Here is a 14,493-nt window from a genome sequence, read left to right on the forward strand (position 1 = left end):
ATGATGCGAGCACAGAGGCCGATCCGATCGGCGTCTTGAGTAAGTCGCTCCGATGCGAATGACCGTGATCACGCTCCGCGTACTTGGCTCCTAATACCTCGAAGAAAGCACGGATATCGTCGTGAAGTACGAAGGCATTCAATGCGCCCGTCAGCGTGGACCTTGATACAGGGCGCGATGTGCATCGACGCCAACGCCTCAGCATCCATGGCCTCGGCCGCGCTCGCATATTTTTGGAAAAACTCTTCGGTGGTGTCGCTGGTCATAAGATTCTGAAAAGATGGCCGCCGAAATATGGCCAACACTCTAGCCCAGTTTCGCTACGGTCGCATAGGCCCCGACTGATTGTCAGCTTCTGGGCCCATCTGCGACCTTAGCAAAGGTCCGCATCTTGGCCGTTGTCCGTGGGTGACCGGACATCAGTCAACTGGTCACCCAACAAGTGTTCCCCGGCGTGTGGCCTGCTCAGCCCTGCCGCCGCAAAAATCCCGTGATCGTCACCTTCTCCCAGATGCCGGCCGCGGCGAACGGATCGGCGCGGTTGAAGGCTTCGACCTCGGCGCGGCCGGGCGCTTCGATCAGGAACAGGCTGCCGATCATGGTGGCGCCGTCGTCGGAGACCAGCGGTCCCGACATCACGATCTTGACGCCGAAGCGCGAGGTGTCGCCAAGGAAGGTCTTGTGGGCATCGTAGTTGGCCAGCCGCGTCGGCAGTGCGCCGGCGCGGTCGATGGCATGGATGGCAAACAGCATGATGTCTCCGTGATTTCTGCAGGGCAATCGCATATGGCATTTTGCGTGACCTGAGCGGGCGCCTCGTCCTTCGAGACGACCGCTTCGCGGTCTCCTCAGGATGAGGCTAAGCGGCATCGGCGCCCGAAAAAAAGAGCTGCCGCACACTCAGGGCCTCATCCTGAGGGCCCGCCAACGGCGGGCGTCTCGAAGGATGGCCACAATCGCTCTCATATGCGTCGCCCCGGGGATGTTCGAGGGACGGCTGTGTCATCAGCCGTCCCGGTGTTTGATCCGAACAGGCTTCGGTCCTTTGTCTTCGGTTATTTGGCGCCGAGCTTGCTGGCCTCTTCGAAGGTCGGGCAGGTGCGCTGCTCGAGCGGCTGGTCGAAGGGCTGGTAATTGTCCTTGGTGATGACGGTCGGCTTCAGCACGACCTCGGCGATCACGGGCTGTTCGCGCAGTGCGCGGATCGCCATCATGGTGCCGAGGCAGCCCTGGTAAAAGCCGTTGTAGTCGCCGCTGGCGAGCAGCTTGCCTGATTTGATGGCGTCGATTGCCTCCTTGGTGCCGTTGATGCCGATCACTTGGGCCTTGCGGTTGGCGCCGTCGAGCGCCTCGATCGCGCCGACCGCCATGGCGTCGTTGGCGGCGAGCACGCCGTCGATCTGCGAATTCGATTGCATCAGGTTTTCCATCACCTGGAGCGCCTGGAGCCGCTGGTAGTTGCCGGGCTGCGAGGCCAGCAGCTTGGCGCCCGGGTTCTCCTTCAGCGCATCGTTGAAGCCGCGGACGCGATCGACGTTGGTGAGCGAGCCCTTGACGCCTTCGATGATGACGATGTTGCCCTTGCCGCCGAGCGTCTTGAGCAGGAAACGCGCGGTTTCGAGCCCGAGGCTGTAATCGTCGGCACCGATGAAGGAGAGGAACTTGCCACCGGCGGAACGGTCGGTGATGTTGACGACGGGAATCTTGGCGTCGTTGATCTTTTCCACGCCCGGTACCATCGCCTTGTAGTCAACAGGCGTGAAGACAATCGCGCTCGGCTTCTTCACAACGACGTCCTCGATCTGGCTGAGCTGCTCGGGGATCGAGTCCGGCTTGGTCGGAATGTACTGCAGCGTCTTGGCGTTCAGCGTCTTCGCCATGGCGTCGGCGCCGACCCGCACCGTCTGGAAGAACGGGTTGGTCTGGTTCTTGGTGAACACCGCGATGGTCTCGCCGTCGGCGCGCGCCTGCGTCGTGAATGCGGCTGCCATCATGAGCGGCAGTGCGAGATAGCCCAGTCTCCGTTTCATATCGTCTCCATCCCCATTTTGGTTTGTTGGCTTGCTTGAGAACTCATTGCGCGCGGCGGCGGGTCTTCATGTCGAGCCAGACCGCCAGGATCACGATGATGCCGGTGACGAGCGGCTGCCAATTGGCGCTGACGGACAAGAGGTTCATGCCGTTCAGCACCAGCGTCAGGATCAGAGCGCCGATGAAGGTGCCGAACACGGTGCCGACGCCGCCGAACAGCGAGGTGCCGCCGATCAGCACGGCTGCGATCGCCGGCAAGGTCAGGCTCTCGCCGATGTCAGCCTCGGCGGAATTGAGGCGGGACAGAAAGATGATCGAGGCGAGCCCCGCCATCGTGCCTGATACCGCGTAGACCAGCAGAAGGCGCCGCGCGACCGGAATGCCGGAGAGGCGGGCGGCGACCGGATTGGCGCCGATCGCATAGATTTCCTGGCCCCAGATCGTGCGCTGGGCAAACAGCGTGCCGATGCCGAGAAACACCAGCAGCAGATAGATTGGGATCGGCAGGCCGAACAAATAGCCGCTGCCGATCTGGCGGAAGCCGGCCGGGAAGCCGTGCAGCGTCTCGCCCGCCATGTACCAGTAGGTCAGGCCGTTCAGCACCCAGAGCATGCCGTAGGTGGCGATGAAGGAGGGGATGCGGAGCGCCGTCACCATGATGCCGTTGAGCAGGCCGACGATGCCGCCACAGGCAAGGCCCGTGAGGATGCCGAGCACTGAGGATCCCGTGGTGTGGATCACGGTCCCGGCGATGCAGGCGGAGAGCGCGACATTGGCGCCGACCGACAGATCGAGGCCGGCGGTCAGCACGACCAGGGTCAGGCCCGAAGCGATGAAGAAGGTGAGGCTCGCCTGGCGCAGCACGTTGAGGATATTGCCGAGGCTGAGGAAGGACTCGTTCAGAACCGCCAGCACGGCGCAGATCAGCAGCACGGCGAGCAGGCGGTAGAACAGCTGGATCGCGTCCTGGGACAGAAAGGAACGTGGCGGCGACAACGCCTCCTTGGTGATGTCGATCATGCCCGGCTCCTGAGACCGTCTAGGAACAGCGCGACGATGACGAGGACGCCGACGCTTGCGACCTGCACCGAGGAGGGCAGCGAGATCAGGTTCAGCCCGTTGCGCAGCACGCCGACGGCGATGACGCCGAGCAGGGTGCCGAGCAACCAGCCATTGCCGCGCTCGAACGAGGTGCCGCCGACCGCGACTGCCGCGATTGCATCGAACTCGAGCCCGAGGCCTGCGGTCGGATGGCCCGAATTCATCCGCGCGGTCATCAAGAGGCCGGCGACGCCGGCCATGGTGCCGCCGAGCGCGTAGACCGCGATCAATAGCTTGTTGGGCGAGAGTCCGGCATAGCGCAGCGCCTCCCTGTTGCCGCCGAGCGCGAACACATAGCTGCCGAAGCGGGTGTGATAGAGCAGGCCGTGAAAGACGGCATAGGTGACGAGCGCCAGCACGATCGGCACGGGAATGCCTGCCAGCGTCGCCGAATAGATATCGCGGACGCTGTGGGGGATGCCGACCACGCTCTGGCCGTCGGAGACGATCAGCGACAGGCCCTGCGCCATGCCAAGGGTGCCGAGCGTCGCCACGAAAGGCGGGATGCCCAGAATTGCGACCAGCCAGCCGTTGACGGTGCCGAAGGCCGCACCGACCAGGACGCCGGCGCCAAGGCCCAGCAGCATCGACTTGGTCGCGAGCGAGACGACGGCAACGCAGAGCGAGGTGAGCGTCAGCACCGCGCCCATCGAGAGGTCGAGCCCCTCGGTCATGATGATCAGCGTCATCGGCAGCGCCAGCATGGTCAGGATGGTCGACTGCACCAGCACGTTGGACAGGTTGGCCGGGGTGAGGAAGCCGGGCGCAATGGCACCGAACAAAACGATGAGCGCGCCGAGCACGATGGCGACGCCGGGAATGCGCTGCAGCGGATGGAGCTGAGCTACGACCGCGGCCTCACGCATGATGCATCCCCAATCGCACGATGTTCTCCTCGGTGAGTTCGTTGCGCGCCAGATGCCCGGCGACGCGGCCCTCGCGCATCACATAGGCGCGGTCGCAGACATGACAGATCTCGACCTGTTCGGAGGAGATCATCAGGGCCGCCGCGCCTTCGGCGACCAGCCGGTCGATCAGCGCGAAGATCTCGGACTTGGCGCCGACGTCGATGCCGCGGGTCGGCTCGTCGAAGATGAAGAGTTTTGCCCCGGCCGCCAGCCATTTGCCGATCACGACCTTCTGCTGGTTACCGCCGGACAGCAGGCCGACGATCTGGCGTGCGCTCGGCGTCGCGATACGAAGCTGCCGGATCAGGCCATCGGCGGTGCGCTGGCTCCTGCGCGGATCGAACAGTCCGCTCGGGAATAGCTTTCGCAGCGCCGAGACCACGAGATTGTCGCCGACTGAACGCAGCAGCGCGAGGCCCTCGCTCTTGCGGCTCTCCGGGATCAGCGCGATGCCGCGGCGGGCCGCGATATCAGGCTCGCCGGAGATCGGCTTGCCATCGAACACGATCTCGCCCGAGGCGACCGGATCGGCGCCGAAGATCGCGCGTGCGACTTCAGAGCGGCCGGATCCGACCAGGCCGCAAAGGCCGACGATCTCGCCGCGGCGCACCTCGATATTGATGTCGGAGATGCCGTTCGGCGCGGTGAGGTTCTTGACCTGAAGCAGCACCTCGCCGGGCTTGTCGGCAAAATTGCGCGGATAGGTCATGTCGACGGTGCGGCCGACCATCATCCGGACCAGCTGGTCGGGCGTGACGTCGGCCGGCTTGACGCCGTCGATGCGGCGGCCATCGCGCAGGACCGTGATGCGGTCGCCGAGCGCGAACACCTCGGCCATGCGGTGCGAGATGTAGACGATGGAGACGCCGTCGGCCTTCAGCCGCGCGATCAGCGCGAACAAGAGTTCGGTCTCGCGGTCGGAGAGCGCGGCAGTCGGCTCGTCCATGACCAGGATGCGGGCGTTCTGGCTGATGGCCTTGGCGATCTCCACCATCTGCTGCTGGGCGACGCCAAGTGTGTTGACGATGACGGAGGGATCGATGTCGAAACCGATCGTGTCGAGCAGGCGCTTGGCATCGGCCAGGATCTTGCGGCGGTCGATGGTGCCGGGGATGCGGCCCTTCGGCTCGCGTCCGAGGAAGATGTTCTGGGCGATATCGAGATAGGGGACGAGCGAGAACTCCTGGAAGATCACGGCAATGCCGAGCTTTTGCGCGTCCGCCGTCGAGGAAATCGTGACTTTCTCGCCCTCAAAGAAGAACTCACCGGCATCGGCGCTGTAGGCGCCGCACAGCACCTTCATCAGGCTCGATTTGCCCGCGCCGTTCTCCCCGAGCAGCATGTGCACTTCGCCGGGATAGAGCGCGAAGGAGACGTCGTCCAGCGCCTTGACGCCGGGAAATTCCTTGCTGATGCCGCGCAGCTGCAACAGCGGCGTCGCATTGTCCTCATGGCTTGCCGCCTTGTGCGACGCAGTGCTCATGCGTGCGCTCCCGCAAAGATCTTGCCGGGATTCATCAAGCCATCAGGATCGAGCGCGGTCTTGATCGACCGCATGATGTCGACGGCCGCGCCGAGCTCATCGGCGAGATAGTCGATCTTGCCCAGCCCAATGCCGTGCTCGCCGGTGCAGGTGCCGTCCATCGCAATGGCCCGGGCGACCATGCGGGCCTGCAGCGCCTTGGCGCGGTCGATCTCTTCCGGCTTGTTGGGATCGACCAGGATCAGCATGTGGAAATTGCCGTCGCCGACATGGCCGACGATGGGCGCGGTGAAGCCGTGTTCGTCAGCATCCCGCCGCGTCTCGGTCAGGCATTCGGCGAGGCGCGAGATCGGCACGCAGACGTCGGTGATGACGGCGCGCGCGCCGGGTCGGAGGCCAAGGCCGGCATAGAGCGTATTGTCGCGGGCGTGCCAGAGCCGGCTGCGGTCCTCCGCCGCCTTGGCCCATTCGAAACCACGGCCGCCGTGCTCGGCGGCGATCGCCTGCGCGAGCTCGGCCTGTTCGGCCACCGCGCTTTCCGAACCATGGAATTCGAAGAACAGCGTCGGCGCCTCGCGATAGCCGAGCTTGGCGTAGGCATTGATGCCGCGCATCATGACATCGTCGAGCAGCTCGATGCGGGCGACGGGAATGGCCGCCTGGATGATGCCGATCGCGGTATCGACCGCATTGTGCAGGGTATCGAAGCTGCATACCGCGGCCGAGATCGCCTGCGGCAGCGGATGCAGTTTCAGCGTGATTTCGGTGATGATTCCGAGCGTGCCTTCGGCGCCGACGAACAGCCGCGTCAGGTCGTAGCCGGCCGCGGATTTGCGGGCGCGCCTGCTGGTGCGGATCACCCGGCCATCGGCCAGCACGACTTCGAGCGCCATGACGTTGTCCTTCATGGTGCCGTAGCGCACCGCCATGGTGCCGGAGGCGCGCGTCGAGGTCATGCCGCCGATCGAGGCATCCGCGCCGGGATCGATCGGAAAGAACAGCCCGGTGCCGCGCAGCTCGGCATTAAGCTGCTTGCGGGTGATGCCTGGCTGGACCACGACATTCATGTCGCTGTCGTGGACGGCGAGCACCTTGTTCATGCGCGCGAAGTCGATGCAGACGCCGCCGGCGACCGCCGACGCATTGCCTTCGAGCGAGGTGCCGGCGCCGAACGGCACGATCGGCATGTTCGCACCGGCGCAGAGCTTGACGATCTCGACGACCTCCGCCGTCGTCTCCGGGAACACGACGATATCGGGGGGCAGGGCGCGATAATACGACTCGCTCTGGCCATGCTGCTCGAGCACGCCGCGCGCGATGCTCGCGCGTGGACCGACCACGCCTGCGAGGCGCTCAGCCAATGCGGCACTATCGACCCGCGGTCCCATCGTCTCTCCCCGTATCAGTCCTTGTCGCGGACTGTTGTCAGTCCGTCGATTCGACGTCTGGCCTACGCCGCTTGCGCGTTGCTCGCGGCCCGCTTCAGGCCGAAATCGTAATTGAGGTGATAATAGGCCGAGGCCACCGTGCGACCATCGGGCGCACGGCCGGGCGGGCAGTGCACGAAGTCGTGGATCAGGCTGTCCTTGACGCCGAACACCACGTCGCTGTCCAGATATTTGTCGCCGGCGACGAACACATGCGTCACCAATTGCTCGAAGCCCGGCGCTGCGATCACGAAATGCACATGCGCCGGACGCCAGGGATGGCGGCCCTGCGCCTCCAGCATCTCGCCGACCGGGCCGTCGTGCGGGATGGGATAGGCGGCGGGCTTGATCGACCAGAAATGGAAGCGGCCATTGGCGTCGGCGTGGAATCGGGCGCGCATCGCGAGATCGCCGATCTCATCCAACTGCTGCACGTCGTAATAGCCGTCATTGTCGGAATGCCAGACATCGACCACGGCGCCGGCGAGCGGCCTTCCGTCGACGGTCGAGACCGAGCCGGTGACGATCATGGGATCGCCTTCCATGTGACCTGCGATGTCGTCGCCGTTCTGCTTCTCGGGTGCGGCCTGGACGAAGAACGGACCCAATACGGTGGTCTCGGTCGCGCCTTCCGGCACCGGATGGTTGATCGCATCGACCAGCATGGAGACGCCGAGCGTGTCCGACAGCAGGATGAACTCCTGGCGCTTGTCGTCGCACATGTGGCCAGTGCGGGTCAGGAAGTCGATGCCGTATTCCCATTCCTTTTGCGTCGGCCGGATTTCGCGCACGAAGGCGTGGAGGTGGCGCACCAGGGCTTCGCTGACCTCTTTGATGCGGGGATCGGCCGCGCCGGCGATGCGCTCCAGCACGGCGTCGGTGATGTTGGTCTCGCTGAAATTACGCAAATTCGCCTCCGTCGATCAGAGTTTGGGTTCGCCCAGGCCAGACAACCGTTCGAGATGCTTCACGGTCGCGATGAAGTCGGTCTCGCCGTCGCCCTGCGCGACCAGGCCGCCATAGGTCTCGCGCACCTGCGCGGCGAGTTGCAGCGGCACGCCGACGGCATGGCCGGCGCCGAGGATGAGGTCGAGGTCCTTGGCCATCTGCCTACAGGAGAAGGTGGACTCGAAATCGCGGGTCCTGAGCGGGGCGGTTTTGTACTTCACCATGGGCGAGGCGACCGCGCTCTCGTCCAGCACCTTCAGGATGTCCTGCCAGCCGATGCCGCCCTTGCGCGCCAGCGCCAGGCTCTCGGCCATCATCGCGGCCGAGACCGCGATCATGAGATTGACCGCGAGCTTGGCGTAGCGCGCTTCCTCGCCCGGGCCGAGATAGGTCTGCGCGCGGGTAAAACTCGAAAACAACGGCCTCGCACTCTCGAAGGCGTGCTTCGGGCCCGACACGAAGCAGCTCAGCGCGCCGGTGTGGACGATGCTCGCATTGCCGGAGACCGGCGCGCGCAGATAGGAAATGCCGCGTGCCTGTGCCGCGACATCGACCTCGCTTGAGGCTTCTGCGCTGACCGTGCTGGTTTCGATCAGGACCGACTTCGGTGCCATCGCGCCGATCAGGCCTGATGGGCCGAGCATCACGGCGCGCAGGGCAGCATCTTCGGGCAGGGAGGTGATGACGACCGCACATCCATTGACGGCGTCGGCGAGAGAGCCCGCAACGGCGATGCCGTGTCCGCGCGCCTCGTTGAGCCGCGCCGCGCTTTGATCGAAGGCGGTGACGCCATAGCCGGCCTTGGCGACGAGTTGGGACATCGGCAGGCCCATCTTGCCGATTCCGATGAAGGCGATTGTCTTGGTCGTGTCAGTCATTTTTCTTGTCCGTTGGCCGCTATCTCGCGGCGTGCCCTTGTCGTTCGATGTCCCGCACCAGCCGCTGGCCGGATTGCGCGAGCAACTCCTTCTTCCGCGCCAGCCCGTCGACCAGCAGCTTTCCGTTCCGCTTTTTCCAGCGGCCTTCGATCATCACGGCCTCGATATTGGCAAGGCTCGTCTGCATCACCACAGTGGCAACGGCGTCGTGCACCGGGAAGAGGTTGAGATCATCAGTGTTGATGATGACGAGATCGGCGAGCTTCCCTGGCGCGAGCGAGCCGATCTCGCTCTCGCGTCCGAGCATGCGCGCGCCCTCGGTCGTGACCCACGCCAGCGCCTCGCGCGCCGGGATCGTGGTCGTCGCCGGAATCGTGCCCTCGCTCTCGCGCATCTCTGCATTGTCAAGCGCGCGCTGCATCGACAGCGCGACGCGCGCCGCGGAGAAGAGATCGCCCGCGAGCACGGACTCCAGGTCGATGCCGATGGTGGGACGGACGCCGCGCCTCAATAGCCGTCCCGTGATCGGAAAGCCGTGACCCTGGATCATCTCGTTCTCGGGCGTCACCGAGAAGGTGACGCCGAGATCGATCAGCCTTTGCAGGAGAACATCGGGTAGATCGTTGCCATGGACGATGTTGACGTGGGGACCGACAAGGCCGGCCTCGATCAGCTTTTCCCAACCGCCCGGCGTCTTCGCGGGACCACCGCCCTGATGCATCGATGCGATCAGGCCGAGCTCTCGCGCCAGACGAAAATCGTGCAGGGACACGTCGAGCGTCGAATAGTGCGGACCGAGAATGGCAAGTCCGAGTGTGACCAAGCCATTACGGTCGGCGAGGGGGCCGGCCAGCAGCCGTTCGACCTCGCGGCGCGGATGCGGCACCTCCGAGAAATGCGGCTCGCCCGGCTTCGGCTCCGGTTTCGGCGAGCCGTGGAAGAAGGCGGCGCGGATGCCGCTCTCGATCAGGGCGCGTACGGCAGCGTCGGTATGGGCTGGCGTCGGGTTGTTGTGGCACCAGTCGACCAGCGTGGTGGCGCCGCAATTGATCTGGTTCAGCGCGCCGACGAGCGTTGCAATGTAGATGTCATCTGGCGTGAACAGGGTCGCGAGCCCCGCATGCATGCGGCGGAAATATTCGAGCAGCGTCCAGTTCGCGGCAAAGCCGCGCAACGCCGTCTGCCAGGTGTGCATGTGGGCGTTGATCAGGCCGGGGATGACGATGCGGCCGCGGCCGTCGACGATCTCGGCGTCTCCAGCGTCAATTCCGGGGCGGACCTCGGCAATCCGCCCGTTCTCCACCAGCACGTCACCCTCGCGGAGATCGCCGATGCGAGCATCCATGCTGATGACGGTGGCTGACTGGATGAGGGCACGCTTCATCTCGGTCAAGCCGCCGCTTTCGTGGTGACCGGCGGCTCACCGGCCCAGGCGCGCGCAATCAGGTCGCGGATGGCGTCCCGCTCGAGTGGACGCGGATTCCAATAAGCATTGGTCACCGCGAGATCGGCGGCTTTGTCGATGCCACTCTCGGGCATGCCGATGTCGCGCAGTGCGAGCTTGGCACCCAATCGCCTGGCGAGATCGAACAGCCCGTGCGATGCGTCCGAAGCACCGATCGCACGCGCAATCCGCGCCATCGCGTCAGGTACGGCGGGCGCGTTGTAGGCCAGCGCATGCGGCAATACGATGGTGTGCGTCTCGGCATGCGGCAGATCGAACGTGCCGCCGAGGGTGTGGCAGAGCTTGTGATGCAAGGCCATGCCGACAGTGCCGAGGCAGACGCCGCATAGCCAGGCGCCGTAAAGCGCATCGCTACGCGCGGCGCGATCGTCGGGCTTGGCGGCAATGGCGGGCAAGGCACGCGCCAGCGCGCGGATGCCTTCTTCCGCCATCAGCGAGGTCACGGGATTTGTGTCGCGGGCATAGAGCGCCTCAACGGCGTGGGCGATGGCGTTGATGCCTGATGTCGCGGCGAGGCCGACAGGCAGTGTCATGGTCAGGTCGACGTCGTAGATCACGGTCTCCGGCAGCACCGCCAGATCGCGCACCGTGGTCTTTAGCCCGTTCTCGGTCTGGCCGACGATCGGGGTCATTTCGGAGCCGGCATAGGTCGTGGGAATGCAGAGCTGGTTGACGCCGGTGCGCAAGGCGAGTGCCTTGCCGAGGCCGGTCGTCGAGCCACCGCCGAGCGCGACCACGCAATCGGCTTCGCAAGCCTTCATCGCCGCGATGGCGCGCTCGGTCACCTCGACCGGCGTGTGCATCGTGGCGCCGGCGAAGAGGCCGGCATAGAGCGGGCCGAGGGCGGCGCCGAGCGCCTTGCCTTGCGCCTCCTGCTGGGGCGTCGTCAGCACCAGCGCGCGCTTGCCGCCGAGCCGTTCGACCTCGGCCTTGGCCGCGGCAAGCGTTCCGCTGCCGAAGACGACGCGGCAGGGCAGATTTTCAAAGGTGAACGAACCGATCATGCGCCGGTCTCTTTGACGGGATAATCGACCTGGAAGCGTCCGATCCGCAAGTCGCCGAGCTCCTCCCTGACACGCAGATGTTCCGGATGGGTGGCGTAGGCCTTCAGAGCGGCGGTGTCGGTAAACTCGGAGACGAGGACAACGTCGCAGGCATAATCGACATCGCTGACGTCCTCGCCGACCTCGATATGGGTGAGGCCGTCGATCCGGCCCTTGAGGCCTTCGAACAGGGTCTTGACCTTGGTCCTGGCCGCCGAGCGCTCTGCTGTCGTCTCCCCGCGCAGGCGCCACATCACGATGTGCTTGATCGGACCCGACATTTCCCAGATTTCCTCGCCTGACGTCTTGCTTGTTGGGGGCATTTTGCCTTGCAGAAATCGGAAATAAAGGTCAAAATTCGTAAGTCTCTTTTCCGATATGAGAAAGAATGGATCGGCTTCTCCAGCTCGAGGTGTTCGCCAAGACGGCCGAGCTCGGCAGCCTCTCGAAGGCCGCCGAGACCTTGCGGATGTCGAACGCGGCGGCGAGCCGGCATCTGAGCGCGCTGGAGGAGCGGCTTGCGGTCCGGCTGATCGAGCGCAACACCCGCCGTCAATGGCTGACCGAAGCCGGGCAGGAGCTGTTGCAGCGCTGCGGCACGCTGCTGAACGAGCTCGCCGAAGCCGAGGATGCCGTCAGCGATCGCGCGCTGTCGCCCAAGGGCATGCTGCGTGTCACCAGTTCGTTGTCCTTTGCGATGATCTACATGGCGCCGATGCTGCCGGCGTTCCGCAAGCTCTATCCAAAGCTCGACGTCCAGATCATCGCCGCCAACCGCTATCCTGACTTCATCGAGGCCGGTATCGACGTCGCGATCCGGACAAGGGAGCAGGAGCCTGACTCCAACATCATCATCCGCCGCATAGGACAGATGCGCCGCGTGCTGGCGGCCGCACCGTCCTATCTCGCGGCGCGTGGTACCCCTGAGCATCCCGCCGATCTCGCGCGCCACGACATGCTGGTCTACAACCTCGCCAACGATCCTTATTCGCTGCGCTTGAGCAAGGGCAGCACGACGCAGACCGTCCGTATCGCACCGACGCTCGACAGCAATGACGGTCAGATCATCTGCGGCGCTGCGCGTGCAGGGCTCGGCATCCTGATCCAGCCGCTTTATATCGTGCAGAGCGACATCGCGGCCGGCAAGCTCGTGCCTGTCTTGACCGACTGGGAGCTGCCGTTGCTGACGATGAACGTCGCCTATCAGAACCGCCTGCGGCTGCCGGCGAAGATCAGGGTGTTCTCGGATTTTCTGGTCGATCACATCCGCGCGCATTCGGATGCCGGGATCTGGATCGAGACGCCCTGAACGGCTGACGGCGTATTACTCGGATCGACCTTGCACCCGCGTCCGTCCGGTGGACGATCGCGATCGGGGGGCCACACGCGGTTCCGGCGGGGTCGAGAGCCTGACCGCCTCGGCCTCGCGCAGCTCCTTGCACATCTGCCGCGCGCTTCGCATGGCGCGCTTGATGAAAGGATGTTGCGAGTCGTCGGCGAAGAACAGCACCACCTCGCAACAGGGACATTGCCTGGAGTAGCCGTCCTGCAACCGTCCCGCGCGATCGCGAAACATCGTCTTGCAACGGATGCACTGGATCTGGACGGAGCTCATTGCGCCAACAAACAAGGATGATTGGAAATCGGAGCTACGGTGATCCGAACCTCTGAAGAAAGCCTGAACGCCTCTCGCGAGGGGATCGCACGCGTTGCGTGCACCGGCCGTGAATCGCTATTGTTTGGCGGCCATGGCCTCCAGGCAGTGGTTCAGATAGGCGGTCCGATCGCGCGGAAGCACCTTTTCCAGATCGGCCTTCAAGGCACATTCGCGCTGACGGATCTGCTCGGCGCGGCGTTTCTCCGCCGCCTCACGGTATTCGGGTGCAACTTTGCTGGGATCGACAAGAGCCTGGGATCGGGCAGGCGCCGTGGCAAGCAGCGCAACGGCTGCAATGAAAATGACCTGTTTCAAATGAGCCTCCGTAGAAAGACTCATCCTAGCGCCCGGTGACGGGCGGCTCAACGGTGCATGCGATTGGGGTGGGTGAGGCGGCCGCTAGGCAGCCTGCTCTTCGAAGGAGGTGTAGACCCGGCCATCGGGATCGACGATCTGAACGTCGCGGCACCCGTCCTGGATCAGCTCCCTGGCCTTCTTCAGGGCGGCAGCGAGGGACTCCCGCTTGAGGTTGACGACGCCTGCCGTGTCGAAACCGGTGATTTCAAACATGCCGTTCCTCCTGTTTCATCGAATCCTACACCTTTCCAGCGGGCTGTCTCCGGCTTTTTTGGCGGGCCGAGGGAACGGATATTACCTCCTGCATTCCAATTCCATCGCACAGTTCCGTATTCGGCCGGTGTGACCGGGCCGTCCGGCAGTCACGTCGCTAACGTGGAATTAATCCAAAATGCTCACAATTTTAGGCAGTTGTGTAAGTGAGTGCTGCGTAAAGGAGGCGTCGCGAGGACGTTCCGGCGACGGCCTCCTTTTGCTCGCTCATGAGGTCAATGCAGATGACCACGACGTCCGACACGCTGTGCTTTGCCGAGCATCTCGACGCCGCAGCACTTGCCGCCGCAGCATCCGAACCCCACCCCGAGTCGGAAGTGCCGGATGCCCCGGCACCGGGCAAGCGGTCCAGCCGGAAATCGATTCTGGCATTCTCGGTGTGTGCCCTGGCCATCAACGGCGCGGCGGCCATCTATACATCGCCGTTTGATCTTCCCACGCCCAACATCGGCAGCTTGGCAGCGCTGTTTCCCCGCCAGGAACAGGCCGCACCAAAACCGGATCCGGTCATGACGGCCTTGAAGGAGCTCCAGTCGGCCCAGCAGCAGCAGGCGGCCGCGCTCCAGGAGATCAACTCCTCCTTGCAGCAAAATACGGCGCTGCGGCAGCAGGATTCGACGGTTCTCGGGTCCCTCCGCCAGAGCATTACGGACGAGCGGAGCGACGTGAGGAGGATATCGCCGCAGCTGTCTTCGCTGATCGCGAAGATCGACACGCTGCAAAATACAATGATGTCGGACGTCACGGCCTCCATCCGAAAGGCACATGCCCGTTACGGACTGCCCGCAGCGTTACGCAAGCGGATGATGCGGGAGTCGAAATCCCTCGGACCCGTTTCGGTCGGCGGAGCTCCGCTGGGCGCACCGGCGACGATGCCGGCTCCGGAAAGCTGAAGGCAGGTCGACAAATCACACGTCACGGC

General features: G+C 64.4%; 15 protein-coding genes. 2 read left to right on the top strand and 13 right to left on the bottom strand.

Going from position 1 to position 14,493, the window contains the following annotated elements:
• Positions 1-465: 465 nt before the first annotated feature.
• From XH89_RS19120 to XH89_RS19170, 11 genes are all read right to left on the bottom strand, one after another.
• The gene (locus XH89_RS19120) at positions 466-753 is read right to left on the bottom strand and encodes a YciI family protein (RefSeq protein WP_194462012.1); all 288 of its coding nucleotides are present in this window, start codon (positions 751-753) and stop codon (positions 466-468) included.
• Positions 754-1,055: 302 nt separating this feature from the next.
• Positions 1,056-2,030: a sugar ABC transporter substrate-binding protein gene (locus tag XH89_RS19125; RefSeq protein WP_194462013.1), complete on the bottom strand. Its 975-nt coding sequence runs from the start codon at positions 2,028-2,030 to the stop codon at positions 1,056-1,058.
• Positions 2,031-2,073: 43 nt separating this feature from the next.
• Entirely contained in the window at positions 2,074-3,051 is a 978-nt protein-coding gene (locus XH89_RS19130) for an ABC transporter permease (RefSeq protein ID WP_194462014.1), read from the bottom strand.
• Entirely contained in the window at positions 3,048-3,998 is a 951-nt protein-coding gene (locus XH89_RS19135) for an ABC transporter permease (RefSeq protein ID WP_194462015.1), read from the bottom strand. The genes XH89_RS19130 and XH89_RS19135 overlap by 4 nt, the downstream gene beginning before the upstream one ends.
• Positions 3,991-5,523 (bottom strand): sugar ABC transporter ATP-binding protein, encoded by a 1,533-nt coding sequence (locus XH89_RS19140; protein ID WP_194462016.1) that lies wholly within the window; start codon positions 5,521-5,523, stop codon positions 3,991-3,993. Before XH89_RS19140 ends, XH89_RS19135 begins: the two co-directional genes overlap by 8 nt.
• Complete coding sequence (locus tag XH89_RS19145; RefSeq protein ID WP_194462017.1) at positions 5,520-6,911, bottom strand: FAD-linked oxidase C-terminal domain-containing protein; 1,392 nt, start codon at positions 6,909-6,911, stop codon at positions 5,520-5,522. The genes XH89_RS19140 and XH89_RS19145 overlap by 4 nt, the downstream gene beginning before the upstream one ends.
• 62 nt (positions 6,912-6,973) lie before the next feature.
• Positions 6,974-7,858: an intradiol ring-cleavage dioxygenase gene (locus XH89_RS19150; RefSeq protein WP_194462018.1), complete on the bottom strand. Its 885-nt coding sequence runs from the start codon at positions 7,856-7,858 to the stop codon at positions 6,974-6,976.
• Between the two features lie 15 nt (positions 7,859-7,873).
• Positions 7,874-8,776 (bottom strand): NAD(P)-dependent oxidoreductase, encoded by a 903-nt coding sequence (locus XH89_RS19155; RefSeq protein ID WP_194462019.1) that lies wholly within the window; start codon positions 8,774-8,776, stop codon positions 7,874-7,876.
• 19 nt (positions 8,777-8,795) lie between these two features.
• Positions 8,796-10,160, bottom strand: a complete 1,365-nt coding sequence (locus tag XH89_RS19160; RefSeq protein ID WP_194462020.1) for an amidohydrolase family protein — start codon at positions 10,158-10,160, stop codon at positions 8,796-8,798.
• A gap of 5 nt (positions 10,161-10,165) precedes the next feature.
• On the bottom strand, positions 10,166-11,245 hold the full coding sequence (locus tag XH89_RS19165; RefSeq protein WP_194462021.1) for a maleylacetate reductase: 1,080 nt from the start codon (positions 11,243-11,245) through the stop codon (positions 10,166-10,168).
• Entirely contained in the window at positions 11,242-11,565 is a 324-nt protein-coding gene (locus XH89_RS19170; protein ID WP_194462022.1) for a Dabb family protein, read from the bottom strand. Before XH89_RS19170 ends, XH89_RS19165 begins: the two co-directional genes overlap by 4 nt.
• 107 nt (positions 11,566-11,672) lie before the next feature.
• Here XH89_RS19170 and XH89_RS19175 point away from each other — a divergent pair, with 107 nt between their 5' ends.
• Entirely contained in the window at positions 11,673-12,593 is a 921-nt protein-coding gene (locus XH89_RS19175) for a LysR family transcriptional regulator (protein ID WP_194462023.1), read from the top strand.
• Between the two features lie 423 nt (positions 12,594-13,016).
• Here XH89_RS19175 and XH89_RS19180 read toward each other — a convergent pair whose 3' ends face one another.
• Both XH89_RS19180 and XH89_RS19185 read right to left on the bottom strand, forming a co-directional pair.
• Positions 13,017-13,256, bottom strand: a complete 240-nt coding sequence (locus XH89_RS19180; RefSeq protein ID WP_194462024.1) for a hypothetical protein — start codon at positions 13,254-13,256, stop codon at positions 13,017-13,019.
• A gap of 84 nt (positions 13,257-13,340) precedes the next feature.
• Positions 13,341-13,511 (bottom strand): hypothetical protein, encoded by a 171-nt coding sequence (locus XH89_RS19185; protein WP_194462025.1) that lies wholly within the window; start codon positions 13,509-13,511, stop codon positions 13,341-13,343.
• Between the two features lie 278 nt (positions 13,512-13,789).
• Here XH89_RS19185 and XH89_RS19190 point away from each other — a divergent pair, with 278 nt between their 5' ends.
• A complete protein-coding gene (locus XH89_RS19190) occupies positions 13,790-14,464 on the top strand; it encodes a hypothetical protein (protein WP_194462026.1) in 675 nt (224 codons plus the stop codon).
• Positions 14,465-14,493 lie beyond the last annotated feature (29 nt).

Source organism: Bradyrhizobium sp. CCBAU 53340 (assembly GCF_015291645.1).
In the GTDB taxonomy this organism is placed as follows: Bacteria; Pseudomonadota; Alphaproteobacteria; order Rhizobiales; family Xanthobacteraceae; genus Bradyrhizobium.

What these genes read in the sequence shown, in the direction of transcription:
- XH89_RS19120 (WP_194462012.1), bottom strand. Translation starts at nt 753, where the DNA reads ATGCTGTTTGCCATCCATGCCATCGACCGCGCCGGCGCACTGCCGACG.
- XH89_RS19125 (WP_194462013.1), bottom strand. Translation starts at nt 2,030, where the DNA reads ATGAAACGGAGACTGGGCTATCTCGCACTGCCGCTCATGATGGCAGCC.
- XH89_RS19130 (WP_194462014.1), bottom strand. Translation starts at nt 3,051, where the DNA reads ATGATCGACATCACCAAGGAGGCGTTGTCGCCGCCACGTTCCTTTCTG.
- XH89_RS19135 (WP_194462015.1), bottom strand. Translation starts at nt 3,998, where the DNA reads ATGCGTGAGGCCGCGGTCGTAGCTCAGCTCCATCCGCTGCAGCGCATT.
- XH89_RS19140 (WP_194462016.1), bottom strand. Translation starts at nt 5,523, where the DNA reads ATGAGCACTGCGTCGCACAAGGCGGCAAGCCATGAGGACAATGCGACG.
- XH89_RS19145 (WP_194462017.1), bottom strand. Translation starts at nt 6,911, where the DNA reads ATGGGACCGCGGGTCGATAGTGCCGCATTGGCTGAGCGCCTCGCAGGC.
- XH89_RS19155 (WP_194462019.1), bottom strand. Translation starts at nt 8,776, where the DNA reads ATGACTGACACGACCAAGACAATCGCCTTCATCGGAATCGGCAAGATG.
- XH89_RS19160 (WP_194462020.1), bottom strand. Translation starts at nt 10,160, where the DNA reads ATGAAGCGTGCCCTCATCCAGTCAGCCACCGTCATCAGCATGGATGCT.
- XH89_RS19165 (WP_194462021.1), bottom strand. Translation starts at nt 11,245, where the DNA reads ATGATCGGTTCGTTCACCTTTGAAAATCTGCCCTGCCGCGTCGTCTTC.
- XH89_RS19170 (WP_194462022.1), bottom strand. Translation starts at nt 11,565, where the DNA reads ATGTCGGGTCCGATCAAGCACATCGTGATGTGGCGCCTGCGCGGGGAG.
- XH89_RS19175 (WP_194462023.1), top strand. Translation starts at nt 11,673, where the DNA reads ATGGATCGGCTTCTCCAGCTCGAGGTGTTCGCCAAGACGGCCGAGCTC.
- XH89_RS19185 (WP_194462025.1), bottom strand. Translation starts at nt 13,511, where the DNA reads ATGTTTGAAATCACCGGTTTCGACACGGCAGGCGTCGTCAACCTCAAG.
- XH89_RS19190 (WP_194462026.1), top strand. Translation starts at nt 13,790, where the DNA reads ATGCAGATGACCACGACGTCCGACACGCTGTGCTTTGCCGAGCATCTC.